17 protein-coding genes and 1 pseudogene are annotated in these 19,092 nt (G+C 61.3%); 4 read left to right on the top strand and 14 right to left on the bottom strand.

Annotated features, from left to right (window positions below):
- The 4 genes from JCM12178_RS06945 (at position 1) to JCM12178_RS06930 (ending at position 2,346) form a co-directional block, all read left to right on the top strand.
- Positions 1 to 738, top strand: coding sequence for a flagellar basal body-associated FliL family protein (locus tag JCM12178_RS06945; protein ID WP_054649978.1), 738 nt, complete (start codon positions 1 to 3; stop codon positions 736 to 738).
- 3 nt (positions 739 to 741) lie between these two features.
- Complete coding sequence (locus tag JCM12178_RS06940) at positions 742 to 1,068, top strand: hypothetical protein (protein WP_054649976.1); 327 nt, start codon at positions 742 to 744, stop codon at positions 1,066 to 1,068.
- 69 nt (positions 1,069 to 1,137) lie between these two features.
- A complete protein-coding gene (locus tag JCM12178_RS06935) occupies positions 1,138 to 1,551 on the top strand; it encodes a hypothetical protein (protein WP_054649974.1) in 414 nt (137 codons plus the stop codon).
- A gap of 3 nt (positions 1,552 to 1,554) precedes the next feature.
- Positions 1,555 to 2,346, top strand: coding sequence for a hypothetical protein (locus tag JCM12178_RS06930; RefSeq protein ID WP_054649972.1), 792 nt, complete (start codon positions 1,555 to 1,557; stop codon positions 2,344 to 2,346).
- Between the two features lie 113 nt (positions 2,347 to 2,459).
- Here the strand turns inward: JCM12178_RS06930 and JCM12178_RS06925 are convergent, their stop codons facing one another.
- The 14 genes and pseudogenes from JCM12178_RS06925 to trsM form a co-directional block, all read right to left on the bottom strand.
- Positions 2,460 to 4,619 (bottom strand): methyl-accepting chemotaxis protein, encoded by a 2,160-nt coding sequence (locus tag JCM12178_RS06925; protein ID WP_054649970.1) that lies wholly within the window; start codon positions 4,617 to 4,619, stop codon positions 2,460 to 2,462.
- Between the two features lie 322 nt (positions 4,620 to 4,941).
- A complete protein-coding gene (locus tag JCM12178_RS06920) occupies positions 4,942 to 5,988 on the bottom strand; it encodes a TOBE domain-containing protein (protein ID WP_054649968.1) in 1,047 nt (348 codons plus the stop codon).
- Positions 5,989 to 6,087: 99 nt separating this feature from the next.
- Entirely contained in the window at positions 6,088 to 6,882 is a 795-nt protein-coding gene (locus JCM12178_RS06915) for a formate dehydrogenase accessory sulfurtransferase FdhD (protein WP_054649966.1), read from the bottom strand.
- 8 nt (positions 6,883 to 6,890) lie between these two features.
- Positions 6,891 to 7,805 carry a formate dehydrogenase accessory protein FdhE gene (locus tag JCM12178_RS06910; protein ID WP_054649964.1) on the bottom strand — a complete coding sequence of 305 codons (915 nt, stop codon included), beginning with the start codon at positions 7,803 to 7,805 and terminating at the stop codon, positions 6,891 to 6,893.
- 81 nt (positions 7,806 to 7,886) lie between these two features.
- Positions 7,887 to 8,621: a 4Fe-4S dicluster domain-containing protein gene (locus JCM12178_RS06905; RefSeq protein ID WP_054649962.1), complete on the bottom strand. Its 735-nt coding sequence runs from the start codon at positions 8,619 to 8,621 to the stop codon at positions 7,887 to 7,889.
- A 12-nt stretch (positions 8,622 to 8,633) separates the two neighbouring features.
- Positions 8,634 to 11,674: pseudogene (gene fdnG, locus JCM12178_RS06900) on the bottom strand (formate dehydrogenase-N subunit alpha).
- 147 nt (positions 11,675 to 11,821) lie between these two features.
- Entirely contained in the window at positions 11,822 to 12,214 is a 393-nt protein-coding gene (locus tag JCM12178_RS06890) for a winged helix-turn-helix domain-containing protein (RefSeq protein ID WP_054649956.1), read from the bottom strand.
- 417 nt (positions 12,215 to 12,631) lie between these two features.
- Positions 12,632 to 13,228, bottom strand: a complete 597-nt coding sequence (locus JCM12178_RS06885) for a histidine phosphatase family protein (protein ID WP_245628660.1) — start codon at positions 13,226 to 13,228, stop codon at positions 12,632 to 12,634.
- Positions 13,229 to 13,236: 8 nt separating this feature from the next.
- Positions 13,237 to 14,358, bottom strand: a complete 1,122-nt coding sequence (locus tag JCM12178_RS06880; protein WP_054649952.1) for a DVU_1551 family NTP transferase — start codon at positions 14,356 to 14,358, stop codon at positions 13,237 to 13,239.
- Positions 14,355 to 15,350, bottom strand: coding sequence for an XdhC family aldehyde oxidoreductase maturation factor (locus JCM12178_RS06875; protein ID WP_054649950.1), 996 nt, complete (start codon positions 15,348 to 15,350; stop codon positions 14,355 to 14,357). The genes JCM12178_RS06880 and JCM12178_RS06875 overlap by 4 nt, the downstream gene beginning before the upstream one ends.
- Positions 15,351 to 15,352: 2 nt before the next feature.
- The gene (locus JCM12178_RS06870) at positions 15,353 to 16,660 is read right to left on the bottom strand and encodes a DVU_1553 family AMP-dependent CoA ligase (protein ID WP_054649948.1); all 1,308 of its coding nucleotides are present in this window, start codon (positions 16,658 to 16,660) and stop codon (positions 15,353 to 15,355) included.
- Positions 16,641 to 17,987 (bottom strand): radical SAM (seleno)protein TrsS, encoded by a 1,347-nt coding sequence (trsS, locus tag JCM12178_RS06865; protein ID WP_054649946.1) that lies wholly within the window; start codon positions 17,985 to 17,987, stop codon positions 16,641 to 16,643. The genes JCM12178_RS06870 and trsS overlap by 20 nt, the downstream gene beginning before the upstream one ends.
- The gene (locus JCM12178_RS06860) at positions 17,984 to 18,439 is read right to left on the bottom strand and encodes a DVU_1555 family C-GCAxxG-C-C protein (RefSeq protein ID WP_054649944.1); all 456 of its coding nucleotides are present in this window, start codon (positions 18,437 to 18,439) and stop codon (positions 17,984 to 17,986) included. Before JCM12178_RS06860 ends, trsS begins: the two co-directional genes overlap by 4 nt.
- The gene (gene trsM / locus JCM12178_RS06855) at positions 18,429 to 19,091 is read right to left on the bottom strand and encodes a DVU_1556 family methyltransferase (protein ID WP_054649942.1); all 663 of its coding nucleotides are present in this window, start codon (positions 19,089 to 19,091) and stop codon (positions 18,429 to 18,431) included. The genes JCM12178_RS06860 and trsM overlap by 11 nt, the downstream gene beginning before the upstream one ends.
- Position 19,092 lies beyond the last annotated feature (1 nt).

The raw sequence follows: 19,092 nt of genomic DNA, 5'->3' as shown, positions 1-19,092 counted from the left end.
ATGTTTCTGATGGTTGTGCCGGACGAGCCTGAAGAGAGCGCGGAAGACACTGCGACTCCCTCCGACTCATCCCAGCAACCGAAAGCGGAACTGGATGATTCCGAGGCCACAAAGGCCTCACAGAAGGTCGAACTCGACCTGGACGATGCTCCGTTTCTCGAAGACGAGGATGACGAAGAGGAACTGGAGGAAATCGAGGAAGCTCCCCTCGAGGAAGAGCCGGAAGAGAAGCCCAAGCGGCAACTGCCCGCGATACTGAAGAACAAACTGTTCTACATGGGGCTTATCATCGCCGTCCTTCTGATAATCATCGTCGTGCTCATATTTGCACGCAAGCCCGCTGAACAGACGGCTCCTCTTCCTGAAACCGTCGAGCCGAAAGAGAAGCCGGAAGCGGTTCAGCCTGAACCAGTAGTCGAAGAGACCGAGCCGGACGCCATACTGCTTCGTCTCGATCCGTTCCTGGTCGAACAGCTCGACGAAGAAGGCAACATCCGCTTCCTGCAGGTAAGGATCGTGCTGAGCACGACCGACCAGCAGATGGCCCTGCAGTTTAATCAGGAAACATACGCCGTACGAAACGCACTCTACTACTACCTCAAGAACAAGGACCTCACGTTCCTCACCGGCAAAAAGTACAGCGAAAAGCTCAAAAAAGAGCTACTGGCGGTCATAAACCAGTATATCGGTGTCGGACAGTTCGAAACGATTCTTTTCGAACAATACTTTGTGAGGTGAGCCATGAGTTCATCCCCCCTTGAGTTGCCCATTCTCATTTCGCAGCTCCCCCATGTGGCGAAGCTGCAAAATGCGGAACAGAGCAAGCCGGAAATCCAGCGGTCGCTTTTCGCCCCGCTCATTGCCGAGCACCTTCGTCGCGACAGCAAGCGCGTCGGCAAGGTGGACGGACAGGAAGCTCCCAACGCCGTCCACCGCGAAAAGGATCAACCCGAAGGCGGCAGCCGTCAGGAACAGCAGGCCGCTGGCGAACGCAAGAAGCAGGACGAGGACACCAAGGGCTCCGAATCCTCCCCATGGTCCGGCAACATCGTGAACATGAAGGTCTGACCGACAGTTGCAGTTTCCCGGCATTTCCCCGATACTCGGGACACATTGCAACCCGAACCCGTGGATTTCATGAACACCTCCACCTTCATTCTCATTTTCTTCACCGTCAGCGAGCTCGCCCTGCTCGGCGTGGTCATTCTCTTCTTCATCAGGCTCAAGAAGTCCGAGGCCCTGCTGTCCAAGCTGCAGGCCAAGCAGGAAGACTTCATCAACCGCTTGCAATTCAACGCCAAACTGGAAAGCGAGCTGGTAGCCACGTTTGAACAGCGTCAAATGGAGCTGGCCTCGCTGAATGAAGAGCTCGAGGCCCGCTCGAATACGATCAAGGAACTCATCAACCGCGCAGACGAGTACGCCAAGTCCCCTCAATTCATGCGCAACGTGATCCTGGCGGGCCACAAGGCAGGCAAGACTCCGGCAGACCTTGCCCGCAAGTTCGGCCTGAGCATCGAGGAAGTGGAACTCATCATCGGGCAGGCGTAGCCCGTGCGCGTGGACGGCCGCGGCAAAAACTACGGCGGGAGCGCATCCCGCACCGAAGCATTCCGCAAAACGCATCGCGTGGGCCAGAAGGTACGCGGCCGCGTCCTCAAGTGGCAGGAGACTGCCATGGCGTGGATCGCCATTGACGGCCAGCCACTGCTTGCCAACCTCAGTTCACGTCCCGCCCCGGGGTCAGTGCTGGCCTTCAAGATCGTCAGCCTGCATCCGCATATCCATCTTCAGGAAATCTTCGACGCCGGCGGCATGTCATCGGCACTGACCGGCGTCATGGCCTTCACTGAGGCACGCCGCAAATTCCAGACAGCCATGGAGCCGCACTCGCCGTCCCTTGAAAAACTGGACCTCAGGCAGCGGATCATCCAGTTCGCAAGACTCCTGAACGACCCGAAGCTCATGAGCGCCTATGCACAAACGCAAATGAGCGTGGATAGCGTCAACGGCACCCACAGGAAGTACTGCTTGCGCTACAGCCCGCTCCTCCTGCCCGAAGCAAGGGATCAGGCCACCTTTCTTCGTACCTCCGGAGACTTCACCGAGGTAATTCACGAGTTCACGCTCCCCCGCCTTGGTGATGCCCAGGTCCTGTTCATGCACAAATCCGGCAAGACGAGCTACCGCGTCAAGTTGCGCCGCACATCACACATTGAAACGCTGCGCAAGGTTCTCGAACGCTCAAAGATACTTGCCGAGAGCGCCCAATATATCGGCACGGAGCGACTCACCGGCCCCCCGGGCGGCATGCTGGCCAACTTTCTGGCCGGGCGTACCCGATAACGTCATGCAAACAAAAAAGCCATGCCGGGCTCCTTCAGGTTCGTCTTTTCTGGATAAAACCAGTTTGAACCGGGGAGCACCGACATGGCTTTGTTGCCTGTCTTGCTGGAGCGTTATTCTTCCTTGAGCCGAACGATGAGATCGCTCAGTTCAGTGGCCATGTCCGCAAGACGGGTGATGGCCTGACTGGACTGCTGCATGACCTCGGCCGTGTCCTCGGTTATGCGGTTCACCTCGTCCACGGAACGACTGATCTGCTCGCTGGCTGAGGACTGTTCCTCCGAGGCCGTGGCGATGTTGCGGACCTGATCCGCAGTCTCGTGGACGATGGTCACGATCTCGTCGAGGGACTGGCCCGCGTCGCCCGCAAGGTCGGTGCTGCGGGAAACCGCGTCGGCAGCGAACTCCATGCTTGAGATGCTGTCGCGCGTGCCCTGCTGAATCTGGCTGACCGAGTCCTCCACGTCCTTGGTGGCGGTCATGGTCTTTTCGGCCAGTTTGCGGACCTCGTCGGCGACCACGGCGAACCCGCGTCCCGCCTCGCCCGCACGCGCCGCCTCGATGGCCGCGTTGAGCGCAAGCAGGTTGGTCTGGTCCGCGATGTCGGTAATGACGTTCATGATCTGGCCGATGCCCTCGGCCTTTTCGCCAAGACCGGAGAGCCGTTCCTTGACCTCGCCCGCGCGGTTGTCCACCTCGCCGATGGCCTGCACCAGCGTGGAGACGACATCAGAGCCGCGATGCGCCTGCGTGCTGGCCCCGTCCGCGCTTTCTGCGGCAAGGGAGGCATTGCGGGCCACTTCAAGCACGGAGGCGTTGACCTGTTCCATGGCGGTAGCCACTTCCGAGGCCATGTTGCTCTGCGACTCCGCACCCTTGCTGGCCTGCGCAACCTGTCCGGAAAGCTCCTCGGACGAAGAGGTGATGCGCTGCACGATGTCCTGCAACGCCTCTGCGGCCTGCAACATGCCCTGCCGCTTGGCGGATTCCGCATTCTTCCGGGCCTCCTCCGCCTCTTCGGTTGCCACTTCGGCGGCGCGGGTCTGCTCCTCGGCCTCCACGGTCTTCTGCTTGGCGGTCTCGATCATCTCCACAAGGTTGGCGATCATCTTGCGAAGAACGTCCGCAAGCACGCCGATCTCGTCCTTCTGGTGGATGTCGACGTCGGTTTCGAGATTACCCGCCGCCACGTCTTCCGCAGAGGCGACAATCCGCTTGAGCGGCCGTACGATGGTCCCGGCCACAAAGAAAATGATAAGCCCGATGATGACGAGGGCGACCGCGCCCATGCCCGCATTGATGAGCATGAGATGCTGCGACTCGGCGGTAACGCTGTCCATGGGCACATTCACCCCGAACAGCCACTTCACGCCCGCTCCGGCAAGCTCGAACGGCACGAATACGTAAAATGTTTCCTTGCCGGTGACAGCGGATACCGAGCGCATTTCAAGCGGCGTGCCCTCCTTCACGGCCTTGGCCAGCCGCTCGCCGTATTCGCCCTCGAAATACTGAAGCGCGTCATTGCCGATCAGTTCCGCCTTGGGGTGCGCGATAAGCTTGCCCTCGTCACTGATGACAAAGCCGTAACCGGACCCGAACAGGGAAATGCCCCTGACGATGTCCTGCATGTCGTCGAGAATGACGTCGGCCCCGGCCACGCCGTAGACCTCGTCCTTCACGATGATGGGCACGCTGACACTGACCTTCATGGCCTTTTCACCATCAATCGTCACCTGCTGCGGGGAGGTGACATAAGGCTTTCGCGTCTTGACGGGCACGCTGTAAAAGTGCCCCTTCTCGCCCTTTGCGGCGTAGTCGACAACCGCTTCGCCTTCTATCTTTCCGCCCTTTCTGAACCAGCGCGGCACAAAGCGGCCTGTATCGTCGTGCAAAGGTGTGTTGCTGAAGGCGCCGTCCACGCCGTCAAAGCCGTCTTCCTTCCAGACAGTCCAGATTCCGTCCAGATACGGACTGTTCTCAATGACGGCCTTCAGCATGGCAACGGCCTTCTCCCTGCCGAATACGCCGCGAACTTCCTTGGCTCCGCCCATAAACGAGGCCAGCGTCCTTGCGCTCTCCATGGCCTTGTCCACGGACGAACCGATCTCGCTGCCGTAGTCCTTGGCAACCGCTGTTGCCAGCTTCTCGGCATCCCGCTTGAGCGTGTCGCTCATGCTCATGCCGGTTATGGTCATGGTGGCGATGAAAACGATCACCACCGCCGTACAGATCGGAACCAGAATCTTGCTCCGCATGCTCATGTTTTTGAACAACGTCGTCCTCCCGATTAATTGCTGATGCTATACGTCAAAAGGCCACTCGCATGTACTATCTCCCATCGCGAGTGACCTTTCGGGAGCACGTATAGCACACTTTTTTCCGACCTAAAACCCTTTCAAAAAGGGGTTAAATTTACCACTGTAGTACAAATCCTTCCCCTGTTGACTTACACTATTCAACAGTGCAGAAAGTGTATCGTCATACACTGCACAACATAATACAAGATGCATTACCACGATAGTACAGGACAATCACAAGCAGCACCCTTTCGACAAACGAAGGTGCTGCGATGTATTTGCGGAGATGCGTGAACGGCTAGACCGTATTCAGGACGACGGATAGGGCCTTAAACCAAAACTCGACTTCGGTTCCGGGCACCAGTTTGAGCGAGTTGGCGCTTTCCGAGGAGACAAGGGCGCAAACGTCCGTGCCATCGGGCAAGCGGCCAAGCACCTCGGTCAGCACCGGAGAATCGACAAGACGTATGACTTTGGCCCGCAAGCGGTTTCGGGCGCTGCCGAGAACGGCATCGTCACGGGATACAACGTTCACCAGCGGGGCCTTGACGGTTGCAGCCACCGGCGCACCCGGTTCCAATTGCAGCGTATGCAGGCTGTCCATGGTGATGACCGCGCTGATATGCACTCCGGACCGTGTTTCCATGCGGACTTCGGCCATGACTGTGTCGGTGCGGATATCGGTGACATGCCCCACAAAGGCATTGCGCGCGCTGGTGCGGTTGCGGACGCTCTTCTGGACGATGGAAACCACGTCGCCCTGCGTGAACTGTTGATATGCGGCGGTGAGATCGAGCGAGGACTGGCCGAGCACTTCCTTGACGACCGTGATGGGCACGCCGCTGCGAAGCATCTCCACGGCGCGGGTGTTGCGAAGCACGGTCGGACCGGACATGTCCCGCGTCAGGCCGCATTCTGCGCCGCGGGCGTAGCAGATGCGCCGGAAATAGCCGGGGTCGAGCCGGAAGAACCCGCCGCGCATTCCGCACCCGATGGGACCTTCCAGAGTCTGGATGATTTCGGCATGGACCTCCTCAGGCAGCGGCACCACGCGAGTGCGACCGTTGGTCCCAAGCCGCACGGACGGTCCGGGACCGTCAAAGGCGGCGCTATCGTCCAGCAAGAGCACTTCGCCGAGGCGCGCTCCGGAATGCCTGAGCAACCGGAATATCAGCCACGCACGGGCTCGGGCACGGATGCTGTCTGCCCGTCTTGCACCATCCTTCCACGCGGCAAAGGCAGCCTCGAACGCCTCGATCATGGGCGGTTCAAGGTACTTCACCTCTTCGGAAACACGGAAGAAATCTTTCGGGCAGACTCTGCCCGAGGGTTTGTCGACTTTCATCCTCACCCGGCTGATAGGGTTGCGCGGTCACGATGTTACATCCAAAACTCGCACAGACAATACGGAAATGCGGTGCGATAAACAAGCTGCGAAGGACCGTCAGTCATGATCCACAGCCAGAATGCGCCAGCCGTTGGAATAGACGTTGAACGACTGTCGGCGCAGGCGTCCCACAAGGGTGAGATTGTTTCTCTCCGCGTAACAGATACCCGAGCTGGTGGCGGCCGAGAATCCGCAAAGGATCGGGATGTTGGCGGTGGACGCCTTGACCGCAAGTTCCAGCGCGAGCCGGGACGAGAGCATGGCAATGGTGACATGCTCAAGACACCCCTCCAGCAAAGCACGGCCTATGGCCTTGTCAAAGGCGTTGTGGCGGCCCACGTCCTCCCCGAACGAGATGAACTCCCCGTCAGCCGAGAACAACGCCGCAGCATGGGTCGAACCGGTGTTCCGGTAGAGCTTCTGCCGATTCTCAAAGGCTTCCTTGAACTCGAAGAGCTGCTCGGGCCGGATTCTCACGGGCCGTGGCGAAGGGTATAGCCTGCGGATGCCGGGATCGCTGCCGAGGGTGACCTCCGCGCGGTTCACGCCCCGATAATTGAAGCGCACGTCCGCCATATCCGCAGCCTCGCGGATGCGGGCGTTGGAGAAGAGATGCCCGGCCACGAGATTCAGGTCGTCGCCGGGTGTTCTGGAAAGCACGCCCGCCTGCCTGCCGTTGACCACCAACCGCAGGTCTGTCTCCACGGCAATGGCGTCATCACGCAGGACGAAACGTCCGTTTTCGTACCGCTGCAGGGTGGCGGGACGGGAAACCTGCGCGGCACCCAGTCCCCGGTCTTCGGGAGTCCGTTCGTCGGCCCGTCCGACGGGATGCAAATGCGGTAAGGCCATGGCTGCTCCTACTCCACGGTATTCCAGAGCGTCGCGGTCAGCGGGCTCAGCCTGTTTTCCTGCGCGTGAACGTCGAGATGAATAAGCCCCATCTGCAGGGCGTCGAGGTCGGGTCGCGGCTCGAACTCGCGCATGTCGATGTTCAGACAGTACCTGCCGCACTTGTGGCAGGCCTCGATGTGCTCAAAGCGCACATCATCCACATAAAAAATCTCGCGGGTCTCGCTGTCGTCATTGCCGCAGGACGGACAGGCGTTGCGCTTGAAGCGCCAGTCGTGCCCGCAGAGAGAGCAGTGAAGAAACTTCTTGCCCCCGCCGCCCACAAGCTGGTCCAGATCGGTAAACTCCTTGGGCGAGAGCTGCGAGATGGACGGCGTGGAGCCACAGGCCGGACAGTGGCCTTCGTCCCAGGAAAGGGAGGAAAGAGACTCGCCCATGGACTGGACAGCGGCTCGAAGCACCGGCGAACAGACGGTTTCCAACGCAAACAACAACACGGCCGAGGGGGTTGCATCGAAATGCAGGGAGGTGTTCTCAAAGTGTTGCAGGTCGCCTTCGATCCGCGCCCGGACGAGTCCCAAAATCGTATCGGCATCCGAAAAAACGGCGGCCAGCTCTTTCGCGGCCGTATCCTCCAACTCAAGTGCCTCGCACAATACCGGAATCAGCCGCTCGGCGGAAAGCGCAAAGGCTTCGCGCCACAGCCCAAAATCAAAGCCCACCAGAACCGGTACGCCGGAAGACACGCGCGCCGGGTCGACCTCCGGCACAGCCACGCCCTTGGTCGCCACTTCGTCGCACACCTTGGCGGAGGCGGTGAAAAGCGAGCCGAAACGGTCGGTCAGTTCCCCGTAGGCAGGGGTGCGTTTGCGAATGATTTCAAGCGTTCTCTCAACGGTGTCGGGGGCAGATGCGGTATTCATGAAACGCTCCATGGAGGGCCCCGCAGGGCCGGGACGCCGATGCGCCCCGGCCCGGAGAGGCTGGGTGTTACGGTGTGACTGCTAGGCCTTCATGGCCCGGAACGGACGCGCCAGCGCGGCAAAGAACTGCTTCTTCGACATGGGGCCGAAGGTGTTCGATGCCACCGAGTACTCATGATAGTTCTCGGGCTTGTCCGTGAGCAGATAGATGACGTTGACGTCTTCTGGGTCGGCCAGCATGGCGTTGGGCCAGTCCCTCTTGAGTCTTTTCAGACGTGTTCTGGCCAACTGCAGCATCTCGTCCCGCTCGCCGAACTGCATGGTGCCCGTGGGGCAGACCTTGACGCAGGCCGGGAGCATTCCGCCGTGAATGCGCTCGTTGCACATGGTGCACTTGTGCATCATTCCGGTGGCGTCGTTGCGCCGCGGGATGTTGTAGGGACAGGCCTGACGCACCTCCTCGAACTGCTCCGGACTGAACATGGCCGTCTTCTCGGTGAAGAGCACCGCGCCGGTCTTGTCGTCGCGCACGATGGCTCCTTCCTGAACCATGTCGGCCATGTCCCTGCACGGGGGTTCCACGCAGTGGCGGCACTGGTCCGGGAAGAAGTTCCAGCGCACCACTCCATCTTCAAGGTGTTCGCTGAACCGCACCAACTTGTAGTTGTTGGCGTTCAGGTCCTGCGGATTCTGATGGCTCCCCCACCCGTACTGCGTGGTTTTGTTGGCGGGCAGTTCATGCCATTCCTTGCAGGCTATCTGGCAGCCGCGGCACGCGGTGCAGCGGGATGTGTCGATGAGAAACGACTTGGGCATGACGACCTCCTTTTAGGTTGCAAGCTCGGTGAGCCTGTCGGCCTTGCGTACATTGACACAGCAGGCCTTGTATTCCGGGATGGTGGTGTTCGGGTCGCCGACCGAAGGGGTGAGCCTGTTGGTGGCGTCGCCGGTACCCGGGGTCGTCCAGCCAAAGCAGAACGGCATGCCGATCTCGTGGATGATGCGTCCATGCACCCTGAGCGGCCGCATGCGCACCGTGACCATGGCAATGGCCTCGACACGTCCGCGAACGCTCTCCACGATCACGCCGTCGCCGTTTGCAATGCCCTTTTCCTCTGCCAGTTCCGGACTCATCTCGACATAGAGCTGAGGCTCTGCCTCAAGCAGATTCGGGATGTTCCGAGTCTCGCCGCCGCCACACCAGTGCTCGGTGAGGCTGTAGGTCGTCAGCACGATGGGATAGTTCGGGTCCGCCGGGGCGGAGAGCTTGTCCATCTCGCTGGAGACGTACTTGTATACCGGGCTGTTGAGCTGCTTGGAGAACATGTTGCGGGCAACGGGGGTCTCCACCGGCTCGTAGTGCTCGGAGAAGGGTCCGTCCTGTCGGCCCGGACCGTATATCTGGCCGAAGCCGTGCTTGGACATGATGAACGGGTACCGTCCCTTGCCGGTGGCCATGGGCGGCCAGCCGCCATCGGGCACATCGCCGACCCACTTGCCGTCCTTCCATTCGATGACGGCCTTTTCCGGGTTGTACGGCTTGCCGTTCAGGTCCACGGATGCGCGGTTGTAGAGGATGCGGCGGTTGACCGGCCAGCACCACGCCCACTTCGGGAACAGGCCGATATTGGCCTGCATCGGAGTCTGGCTGGTGCTGCGGCGCTTGGCCTTGTTGCCGTCCTCTTCGGTATAGCTGCCCGCGTAGAGCCAGTTCAGGCTGCTGGTGGACCCGTCATCCGCAAGAGCGGTGAAGGACGGGACCAGCTGGCCCTTCCTGTACTTCTTGCCCTTGACCACGGTGTCCTTGGTAAAGCGGCCATTTATCTTGGCGCAGAGCTCTTCGGGGTCATACCTGTCGGGATAATCGAGCTTGAGCACCGCCTCTGGCAGGGTTCCGCCCTCCTTGCGATACAGCTCCTGCACCCGCTTCATGAAGCCCACGAACATATCGCCGAACGGCTTGGCCTCAAAGGCGGGCTCAATGGCCTTGTAGTGCCAGAGCAGCCAGCGCCCGGAGTTCGTGACCGAGCCTTCCTTCTCCAGCCTGTGGGCCGAGGGAAGCAGGAACACTTCCGTCTTCACGGTCTTGGGATCGACGCCGGGGCGCTTCCAGTTGTCCGTGGTTTCGGAGTGGTGCAGCTCGGACGTCACCAGCCAGTCCAGATTGTCCAGCGCCTTCCTGACCTTGTTGGAGTTGGGCACGCTGTTCATGGGGTTCAGGCCGATGATGATGCCGCCACGGATCTTGTTCTCGTACATGCGGTCAAAGAGGTACATGTAGGAGTAGTCCTCGCCCTTTTCGATCTTGGGCAGATACTCGTAACAGAATCCGTTCTCGGGGGTGGCGTTCTCGCCGAACCATGCCTTGAGCAGGCTGGCGAAGTACTTGGGCTTGTGCTGCCACCAGTTGGCGGACATGGGATCGTTGCTGACCGGGGTGTTGGCTTTGACGTAGTCGTCGTAGGTCTGCCACTCGTTGTTGGGCATGGCCATGTAGCCGGGAATGATGTGGTACAGCAGCGTGTGGTCCGTGGAGCCCTGAACGTTGGGCTCGCCGCGCAGGGCGTTGATTCCGCCGCCCGCAACACCGATGTTGCCGAGCAGGAGCTGAATGATGCCTGCGGAGCGGATGTTCTGCACGCCGACGGTGTGCTGGGTCCAGCCGAGGGCGTACATGATCGTCCCGGCCTTGTCCGCGCGTCCGGTGGCCGCGAACTCCTTGTAGACCTTCAGCAGGTTCTCGGCGGACACGCCCGTGGTGGACGAAACCGCGTCGATGCCGTAGCGCGAATAGTGCTTCTTCATGAGCTGATACACGCAGCGCGGATGCTTGAGCGACTTGTCGCGCTTGGGCACGCCGTCAGCGTCCAGCTCGAATCCCCACTTGCTCTTGTCGTAGCTGCGGGTCTTGGCGTCGTACCCCGAGAACAGGCCGTCCTCGAAACCGTAGTCCTTGCCCACGATGAGCGAGGCGTTGGTGTATTCGACCACGTACTCCTTGAAGAAGAGTTCGTTGTCGAGGATGTACTTGATCATGCCCCCCAGGAAGGCGATGTCCGTTCCGGACCGCAGGGGGACGTGGAAGTCCGATCTGGCGGATGTGCGCGAGAACTTGGGGTCAACGTGCATGACCGTTGCGCCCTTGTCCTTGGCCTGCAACACCCACTTGAACGAGATCGGGTGGTGTTCGGCAGCATTACTGCCCATTATGAGGATGGAATCGGCATTTTTGATGTCGATCCAGTGTTGGTCATCGCACCGCGTCCGAACGACTCTCCCAGAGCCGCAACAGTGGCGCTGTGTCAGATACGCGCCTGGTGGTCCATGTGGACGACCCCCAGGCCGCGCATCGCCTGATGGGCGATGGCACATTCCTCGTTGCCCGCATGGGAGGTGCCCAGCAGGAACATGGATTCGAGACGGTTGACGGTGTCGCCCTTCCCGTTTTTCAGGATGAGATCCTTGTCGCGGGTATCCTTGATTCGCCGGGCGATGCGGTCAAACATCCATTCCCAGCTCTTCTCTTCCCACGTGTCGCTGTAGGGAGCGCGGTAAAGCGGCTTCTGCAGCCTGTGGTGGCTTGTGGTCATGGTGAACATGGCCGCGCCCTTGGCGCACAGCGCGCCTTCGTTGATGGGATAGTCCGGGTCGCCCTCGGTGTTGACGAGCTTTCCGTCCTTGACATAGCCGATGACGTGACAGCTCACGGAACAGAACGGACAGACTGTCACGACCTCTTTGGCACCGGAAATCTTCATTTCCGCCGCGTAGGCCTTGACCGGAGCAAGACTGACTCCGAGCTGCCCGAGGCTGAGACACGCCGCTCCGGAACCTGCGAGCTTCATAAAGCGTCGGCGGTCGAGTTTCATAACCCATGGCCTCCTTGGTATGTGCCTCGCAACGATCGCTTGGCAGTGATTTCACTCGCAAAACAACTTGCGAGCACTGCCAATTTAACACAAAAATCAACTATTTCAATATGTTATATTTAACATATTAAAGAGCAACGAAAAGCATCAGGTATATTTTTCAAGAGAAAACGGAAGGTATTCCCGGCTGCTGGACAGGGCATAGGACTCGACATTCCGGAACCACTCGTCGAAATTGCGGGCGATGCCGCTGCCGAACGTCGTGAGGTGGTACCCGGCGCGGCGGCTGGCTGCCCGCTCGATGAGCTTTTCGCCGAACAGTTCCTCGGTGGCCTTGATCTTCCCCCACGCGCCCCGGTAGGACATGCCGAGAGACTCAGCCGCTGCCTTGAGCGAGCCGCGACGCTCCACCTCGCGAAGCAGTTGCAGCCTGCCCAGCCCGAAGAGCACTCCCCCGGCCGTTTCCAGCCAAAGGTGCATTCGCATGGTGGGCGAGCTTTCCACATCACCGCCTGACGGCATTGTCTGTAGACTACGCATGACATCCTCCGAAAAGGCGTTTTGACCCCGCACGCCGGTGCAAGGTCCGCCGGACGCATTGCCCGGACGACTTACTATGCCCAAGTCGGCATAGTTCTCACCTATGGAGTTGCCATGACCTGCACAACACCTTTCGACCACCTCAAGGTTTGACACCAAGGCAATCTAACACACCGTATTTGTGGAGATAAAACATGTAACAAGGAGGGTAAATTACTGATTACGCCGAACGACAGTGTCGACATATCATAAACAAATACAGGCAAATAAGATGCACAAAAGTAGTTGTTACGGACTTGAAAAGACCAGTGCCATATCGTTGGCAAGTGAAGTAATGCCATATGCACAAAAGACGTGTCCGTGATTCAAGGCAACGGACAACAATAGGCGCGTGTTGGGGGCTCGCCACAAGACGATTCAGCCGCAGAAGAAAGACCGGACCGCAGCGGGCTGCAGGCCCGTTGCGACAAAGCTCAACCCGGTGGGCGTACTCTTGAGTATGGAACACTCAAGGTGGCCCGGCGTATAATCGAACAGCTTGTTCATGGGATGCCCTGTCAGGCGACAGAGCACTGCCCGAATGACCCCGGCATGCGTCACGGCCAGAAGTGGCAAAGGCCCGGCTGCCGAACGCTCCAGAGCAGATACGGCGCGGTCGGCAACCTCATTGAAACTTTCTCCGTTCAGAGGCTTGAAACCGGCGAAATCCTTTCCGCGCAGCTCGTAGTCGCGGGGAAACCGTTCCCTGATTTCCGAAAAAGTCAGGCCGTCCCATGCGCCCATGTCGATCTCGTCGAGCCCGGGCATCACGACCGGGTCCAGCTCCATGCGTCCCGCCAGCGGGGCAACCGTGTCGCACGCCCGCAGGGACGGACTGCAGCCCAGCCGGGCAAATCCGCAGTCCCGCAGCTCCTCCGCCGCTTCAACGGCTTGCCGCGCGCCATCCTTCGACAGTTTCAAGGTGGTCCTGCCGATGCAACACCCCTCGCCGCCCTCTGTCCGTGCGTGACGCATGAGCACAATCACCGCAGCACCTCCCGGGCCAACGCCTCACAGGAGCAGCCGATTTCCCGATCAACCCGCCGCAAAACCGTCTTTGCCCGCTCCATGCGGCCGCGAATGGCCTCCTCGGCACCGGGTTCATGCCCGAACATCTGAATCTTTTCCAGATACCGGTCTTCAAGCGCCACCGGATCGCATCGCCGCACCAGCTTGTCCGCAAGAAACACCACCTCACGCTCCGTGGTCGGAGCATCTGGAGCAAGGGACAGGTCGGAATGGACCGCCACGATCTCCGCTGCCGCGTGGAACCCGTGTAAGTGAAGAATTTCCGCTCCCGCCGCCTCATGCCGCCGGGTTCCCTTCCCGATGTCATGGGTCAGGGCCGCACCCCGCACGAGCACCGGGTCGAGCTTCGCGCCCTCCTGCCGTGCATTGAGTCGCTCAGCCAGTGCGGCAGCCACAACGGAAACCGCCCGGCAGTGGTCCAGAACCCGCTCGGCAACGCCATGCAGTTTCCAGAGCACGCGACATTCGCTCTCCAGCGGTCCCTCAAACTCCGCCACCTGCACTGCCAGCTCGTAATCCTGCGGATAATCCAGATCGTGGGTCGTGCCGAAGTCCGCCACATCCAAATCCAAGGCCCCGGAGTCATGCCGCTCGAGCACGGCCCGAAGGCCCCCCGTACCGTCATGGGCAAGAATCTCTGGTATCAACTCGCGGCTAACGAGCGGCGGATGACCGCGCTTTCCCGCAAATACCGGGTACAAAACCGGCGGCGTTGCCTCCCAGAACGCCCCGGCGATCCTGCCCGCGGTTTCGGGCCTGACCAGCGGGATGTCCGCAGGCAGGACAAAGAATGCCCGGACAGAATCATCCAGAGCCCGGACACCGGTCTGAATCGAGGAAAACATTCCCTCTTCAAACGCCGGGTTATGGACAGCCATCGCCCCGGCAGACACGGCCTCGGCAGCGACCTCGTCAGCACGCTTCCCGGTGACGACGATGCGTTTCTCCACTGTTCCGGCAAACGCGCCGATACAGCGGGACAGCACCGTGCCGCCGCCAAGAGGAAGCAGCGGCTTGAACCGGCCCATGCGCGACGACAACCCGGCGGCCGGGATTATGGCCGCTAGCCCGGTCATGCACGGCCCTCCGCCCTGACCTGAATAAGCTCGGCCGCGATGCTCACCGCAATCTCCTCGGGCGTCTGCCCGCCGATGGAAAGCCCGATGGGACAATGGCAACGGTCGATGTCCGCCTGTGTAAAGCCATCCGCCAGAAGGGACTCGTAAATCTTGTCGCGCTTCTTGCTGCTGCCGATCATGCCCACGTATCCGGCCTTGGTGCGAAGGACCTTGGCCAGCACATTGCGGTCATGCAGGTGGCCTCTGGTGACGATGACCACAAACGAGTCCCCGTCTATATCCAGCCCGTCGCAGCATTTGTCAAAAGACGGCAGGACCACAACTTCGTCAGCCTCGGGGAAACGCTCCCGGCTGGCGAAATCGGCCCTGTCGTCAAGCACCACGGTGCGAAAGCCGATCATGCTCCCCACGCGGGCCGTAAACAGTGAAACATGACCGGCACCGAAGATATAGAGCGGCTGCGGCGGTGTCATGGCCTCTTCCAGCGTCATGGCATCCCCCTCGCGCAAAAGCCGGAGCGGTTCGCCGAGAAGGCTGTCGCACCGCACCTCATGCCGGACCGAAACCAGTGCCTCCCCTTCTTCCAGAGAAGTGGACAGAACAGCCTTCCGCCCGCGTCGCAGCAGATCGTCCAGCATGCCGTACGCTTCTGCGCACGATCCGTCCGGGGCCGCCACCTCCAGCAATACAGATAGGCCGCCGCCGCAGATCATGTCCGAAGACGCCGCCAGCTCCTGCGTCATGTCGACGAACATCAGCCGCGCGGCCCCGTCCGGGTGCCCGGCCTTCAACATCTCGCATCCGGCCTTGCAGGATGCGGCCTCGACCAACCCGCCGCCCACGGTGCCCTCGATGGAGCCATCCGCACGCACGATCATCTTCGCGCCGGAGGTTCTGGGGGTCGACCCGCTGCTTTCCACCACGGTGGCGATAACCACGGACTCGCCCCTTCCGGCAGCCTCGCACACGCAACGCACCAATGATTTCACGTTCAGTTCTCCAGTGTATGCTCTATCCTGCGCTTGCCGAGCCCGGCAACGGCCGGTGTTGCGGCGTCGCGCAGTTCTATTTCCAGATTGAGGGTACCTCGCCTGAAAGCATGCTTCACCACAGCAAGACTTTCAAGCGCGGCACGCACTTCGCCCTCCAGTCCGGGCCTGTCTCCGCAGACCGCAACCGTCAGCGTCTTGTTCGCATGACTCGCCGCAAAATCGCCAAGGCCCGGCACTGAGTACAGGCACTCGTTCAGCACTCTGAGCGACAGCCATCCGGAGCCGAGATCAATGCTTCCGGCCGCGCGGGATATGACCGGGTCAAGCCGCCGCAGCGGACTGCCGCAGACGCAGGCACCCGGCAGGATGCGCCCCGTATCCCCTGTGCGGTAGCGGATGAACGGCATCCCCCTTCGCAAAGGGGTGCTCACCACTATCTCGCCGAGTTCGCCATCGCGCACCGGACGCTCGGTGACAGGGTCAACAATCTCCACGAACACGTCGGATTCGCGCAGATGCAGGCCCGAGCAGGGTTCGCATTCCACCGCACCGCCGAGGCCGGTCTCGATCATGCCCCAGTGCCGAAACACCCGGCAGCCGAGCAGTCGTGACACATTCCCCACCGCAGCCTGCGGGATCGCGTCCCAGCACAGCAGCGCGGAGCGGACGACACCGGTCGGAAAGCCGCTTCTCCGCCATGCATGGGCAAACAGATTGACATGCGCGGGCGAACCGACAACGCAGTGCGCCTTTTCAAGGAGACAATGCCGGGCAGCCTCGTCCGCGTTCTCCAAAACACCGTGCGACACGACCCTGATGTTACGCCTGCCGAGGGCCTCGGCCAGAAGCCGCCCCACTCCCCCCGGCCTGTCGCCGGGCATGAGCACGAACACGGTCTGGCCCTCTTGCACCAGATTGACCATGCCGTAATCAAAAAACTCGGTGGTCGCCTCAAGGTCCTCGGCCGTGTTGAAAATCCGTTTCGGGCTTCCGGTGGTGCCCGAGCTGTTCAGCGTCACCACCCGCGCAACCGCATCCTGCGACACGCAAAGCATCCGCTCCGGAGCCTGACGGACCTGAAACGGAAAGACAAATGGCAGCCGAGCATATTCTTCAAGGGACTTGAAATCCGTATCCACGCCCTCGAACTGCTGCGCATAGAACGGGCAGCTATCCCGCGCATGCGCCACAAGCTCACGCAAACGCGCGAGCTGCCAGTCGCGCAGCTCGTCGCCGGAAGGCATCGCGCTTCCCGGCGGGCGTCCCATGCGGCGAAGAAGCCAGCGGTCAAGCGCGGACTGGCCCATCACACTTTCCCCTGTACACTGTTTCACCGCGCTGCGACGTCAGGTTGTAGGCGCAAAACGGAATCAGCCGCCCGTCCGGAGCGACGCTGTGGATGCAGCACCCTTTGAGCCGCTCCAGATCAAGCGTCCAGCAGTCCTGAAAGGCCATGGCCGAAACCGCCAGCATGTGCGACGACGCCCGATTGATAAAACGGTCCAGATCGTCCCCGGAACCGGCCATGGGCAGGTCCGGCCCGGAGGCGGCCCACTGCCGTTTCACAAAAGCCTTGGCTCTGTCCGCGCCCTCGGATGCCGGACGGGGCTTGCATCCGCAACCGCCGTTGCCTGCCAGACGGGTCAGGCCGCCATCCTCGATCACTACATAGTTCGCGTGGCAGGAGCAGTGCGAATGCTCGCAACCCGGCGGCTGAAAGTGCGAAGCACGCATCACTCCGCCGCTCTGCTCTTCCAGAAGATTCATAATTTCCGGCAGGGTGATGCGCTGGGCGTCGGCAGGTGGCTCGGGATACCGCCCGAAGTAGCTGACTGGCTGGAAATGCACCCCGCGAACAGCCGGGGAGTTTTCAGCGGCGAACCGGATAATCGCGCCGAGGTCGTCGTCATTGATCCCCGGCACCACCGTGGGAACCAGCACGATGCCTATGCCCGCCTCTGCCAGCGCACGGATGGCGGCCAGCTTGCGTTCCAGCAGCGGGCGGCCTCGAAGAGCCTTGTAAATACCGTCGCGTGTTCCGTCGAACTGTAGAAAGACCGAGTCTAGCCCGGCGTCAGCCAGAGCGCTGGCATAACCGCCCTCCCGCCCGATGCGGATGCCGTTGGTGTTGAGCTGCACGAAGCCGAACCCCCTCGACTTTGCCTGCCGGACAAGGCCCGGCAGGTCGTCGCGCATGGTCGGTTCGCCGCCTGAAAGCTGGATGTTGCAATACCCGGAGGCCTCGACAACCCTGTCGAGCAGCATGCCAAACTCCTCGGGCGACGGGTCCGGCGGCGCATCAACCCCGGAAGAGGCGAAACAGACCGGGCACCCGAGGTCGCACCGCCACGTCACCTCCATGACCGCCGTACAGGAGTGCTGGCGGTGGGCCTCACAGAGCCCGCAATCGAACGGACATCCCTGCTCCACCTTGGTGAACGGCGTTCCCGGACGCGAAGGAATCTTCGGACGCGACCACTCCCTGAAGCCGGGATCGCCCCGCCACACAACTGCGCGGAACGCCCCGTGATCGGGACAGACCTTGACCAGAAAGGTGTCGCCCCCCACGGTTTCATGCCGTGCGGGGATGCGGCTCAGGCAGACCGGGCAGACGCTTTCAGTGGCCCTGTTCACGCCTGCTCCCGCCCTTCGGCAAGGTCGAATCCGTTGTTCACCAGAATTTCCCGCACCCGCGCGCTGGCCTGATTCATCAGCCCGCCGCAGCGTGACGGGTCCGGCTGCCCGCATTGCCCGTCAAGAATGTCGCGGCAGGCCGTGCCGCCGAACGGGTCCGTGGCAGCGGAAAACCAGTCGCGCAATTCCTCCTGCATCAGAGGCAGGACCTCGGCGGCGTCTTCAATGTCAGTGCCCTTGCCCGCATACAGGCCAAGGACCATGGCCGCGCCGCTCAGCACGCCGCATGGCCCGGAGCAGTCGCCCATTCCGTCGCACAGCCCGGAGGCAGCACGCACAAGGTCCGGGTTCTCCCTGCCCATCTCGTCAAGGGCGAGCAGCAGCATGATCTGGGTACAGCAGTACCCCTTTCCGGCCAGCTCCATTATCGCCAATCCGGCGTCATCCATCATGGTCGGTTCCTTTCTTTTGCGCGATCATCAGATAATACCTCGGACGCCCGGTGCCGCCGCAGATTGTCCCCGTACCGCCACCGGCAAAAACAAGCCTCGCGGCAAGCTCCTTGAGCCGTTCGGTATGGTCCTCCACAAGCCGCACGGAAAATCCGCCCGCCACCAGCCGTTCCTGCACCAAAGACAGCGGCTCGGCCCGCGCTACGCAAGAGTCTCCGGACGAGGCCCCCGGCGCGTCGAAATCGGATAAAATCAGAAAACCGCCCGGACGCAGCACCCGCCCGAATTCGGCAAGCCCGGCCTTGCGGTCATCCAGCAGGGAAAGAACGCACTCGCAGAGCACCGCGTCAAACGATTCGCCCGCAAACGGCAGGCAGTCGCCGCGAGCCTGAATCACCGCGTCACTGCGGCCCGACCGCGCAATCTGCACAGCCGAAGGCTCCACGCCCCACGCCTCGACGCCGTACCGGGACCGCAGCCGGTCCACCGTTGCTCCGAGGCCGCTGCCCACGTCCAGTACACGCCATCCCGGCAGCGCACCCACATGTTCCAAGGCCCTGTCCGTAAGGTCAAACCCGCCCGGCCGCAGGGTATGCCCGGCAGCCACCCGCAGTTCGGGACGCTCCCACAACGGTTCTTCGCGCCAGACCACG

It is taken from the genome of Salidesulfovibrio brasiliensis JCM 12178 (assembly GCF_001311825.1).
In the GTDB taxonomy this organism is placed as follows: Bacteria; Desulfobacterota; Desulfovibrionia; order Desulfovibrionales; family Desulfovibrionaceae; genus Pseudodesulfovibrio; species Pseudodesulfovibrio brasiliensis.
This window is presented reverse-complemented; position numbering and strand designations above follow the sequence as displayed.

Bases quoted from the DNA above. Each gene is read 5' to 3' on its own strand.
- JCM12178_RS06945 (WP_054649978.1), top strand. From the start codon at position 1: ATGTTTCTGATGGTTGTGCCGGACGAGCCTGAAGAGAGCGCGGAAGAC.
- JCM12178_RS06940 (WP_054649976.1), top strand. From the start codon at position 742: ATGAGTTCATCCCCCCTTGAGTTGCCCATTCTCATTTCGCAGCTCCCC.
- JCM12178_RS06935 (WP_054649974.1), top strand. From the start codon at position 1,138: ATGAACACCTCCACCTTCATTCTCATTTTCTTCACCGTCAGCGAGCTC.
- JCM12178_RS06920 (WP_054649968.1), bottom strand. From the start codon at position 5,988: ATGAAAGTCGACAAACCCTCGGGCAGAGTCTGCCCGAAAGATTTCTTC.
- JCM12178_RS06915 (WP_054649966.1), bottom strand. From the start codon at position 6,882: ATGGCCTTACCGCATTTGCATCCCGTCGGACGGGCCGACGAACGGACT.
- JCM12178_RS06910 (WP_054649964.1), bottom strand. From the start codon at position 7,805: ATGAATACCGCATCTGCCCCCGACACCGTTGAGAGAACGCTTGAAATC.
- JCM12178_RS06905 (WP_054649962.1), bottom strand. From the start codon at position 8,621: ATGCCCAAGTCGTTTCTCATCGACACATCCCGCTGCACCGCGTGCCGC.
- JCM12178_RS06890 (WP_054649956.1), bottom strand. From the start codon at position 12,214: ATGCGTAGTCTACAGACAATGCCGTCAGGCGGTGATGTGGAAAGCTCG.
- JCM12178_RS06885 (WP_245628660.1), bottom strand. From the start codon at position 13,228: ATGCGTCACGCACGGACAGAGGGCGGCGAGGGGTGTTGCATCGGCAGG.
- JCM12178_RS06880 (WP_054649952.1), bottom strand. From the start codon at position 14,358: ATGACCGGGCTAGCGGCCATAATCCCGGCCGCCGGGTTGTCGTCGCGC.
- JCM12178_RS06870 (WP_054649948.1), bottom strand. From the start codon at position 16,660: ATGGGCCAGTCCGCGCTTGACCGCTGGCTTCTTCGCCGCATGGGACGC.
- JCM12178_RS06860 (WP_054649944.1), bottom strand. From the start codon at position 18,439: ATGATGGATGACGCCGGATTGGCGATAATGGAGCTGGCCGGAAAGGGG.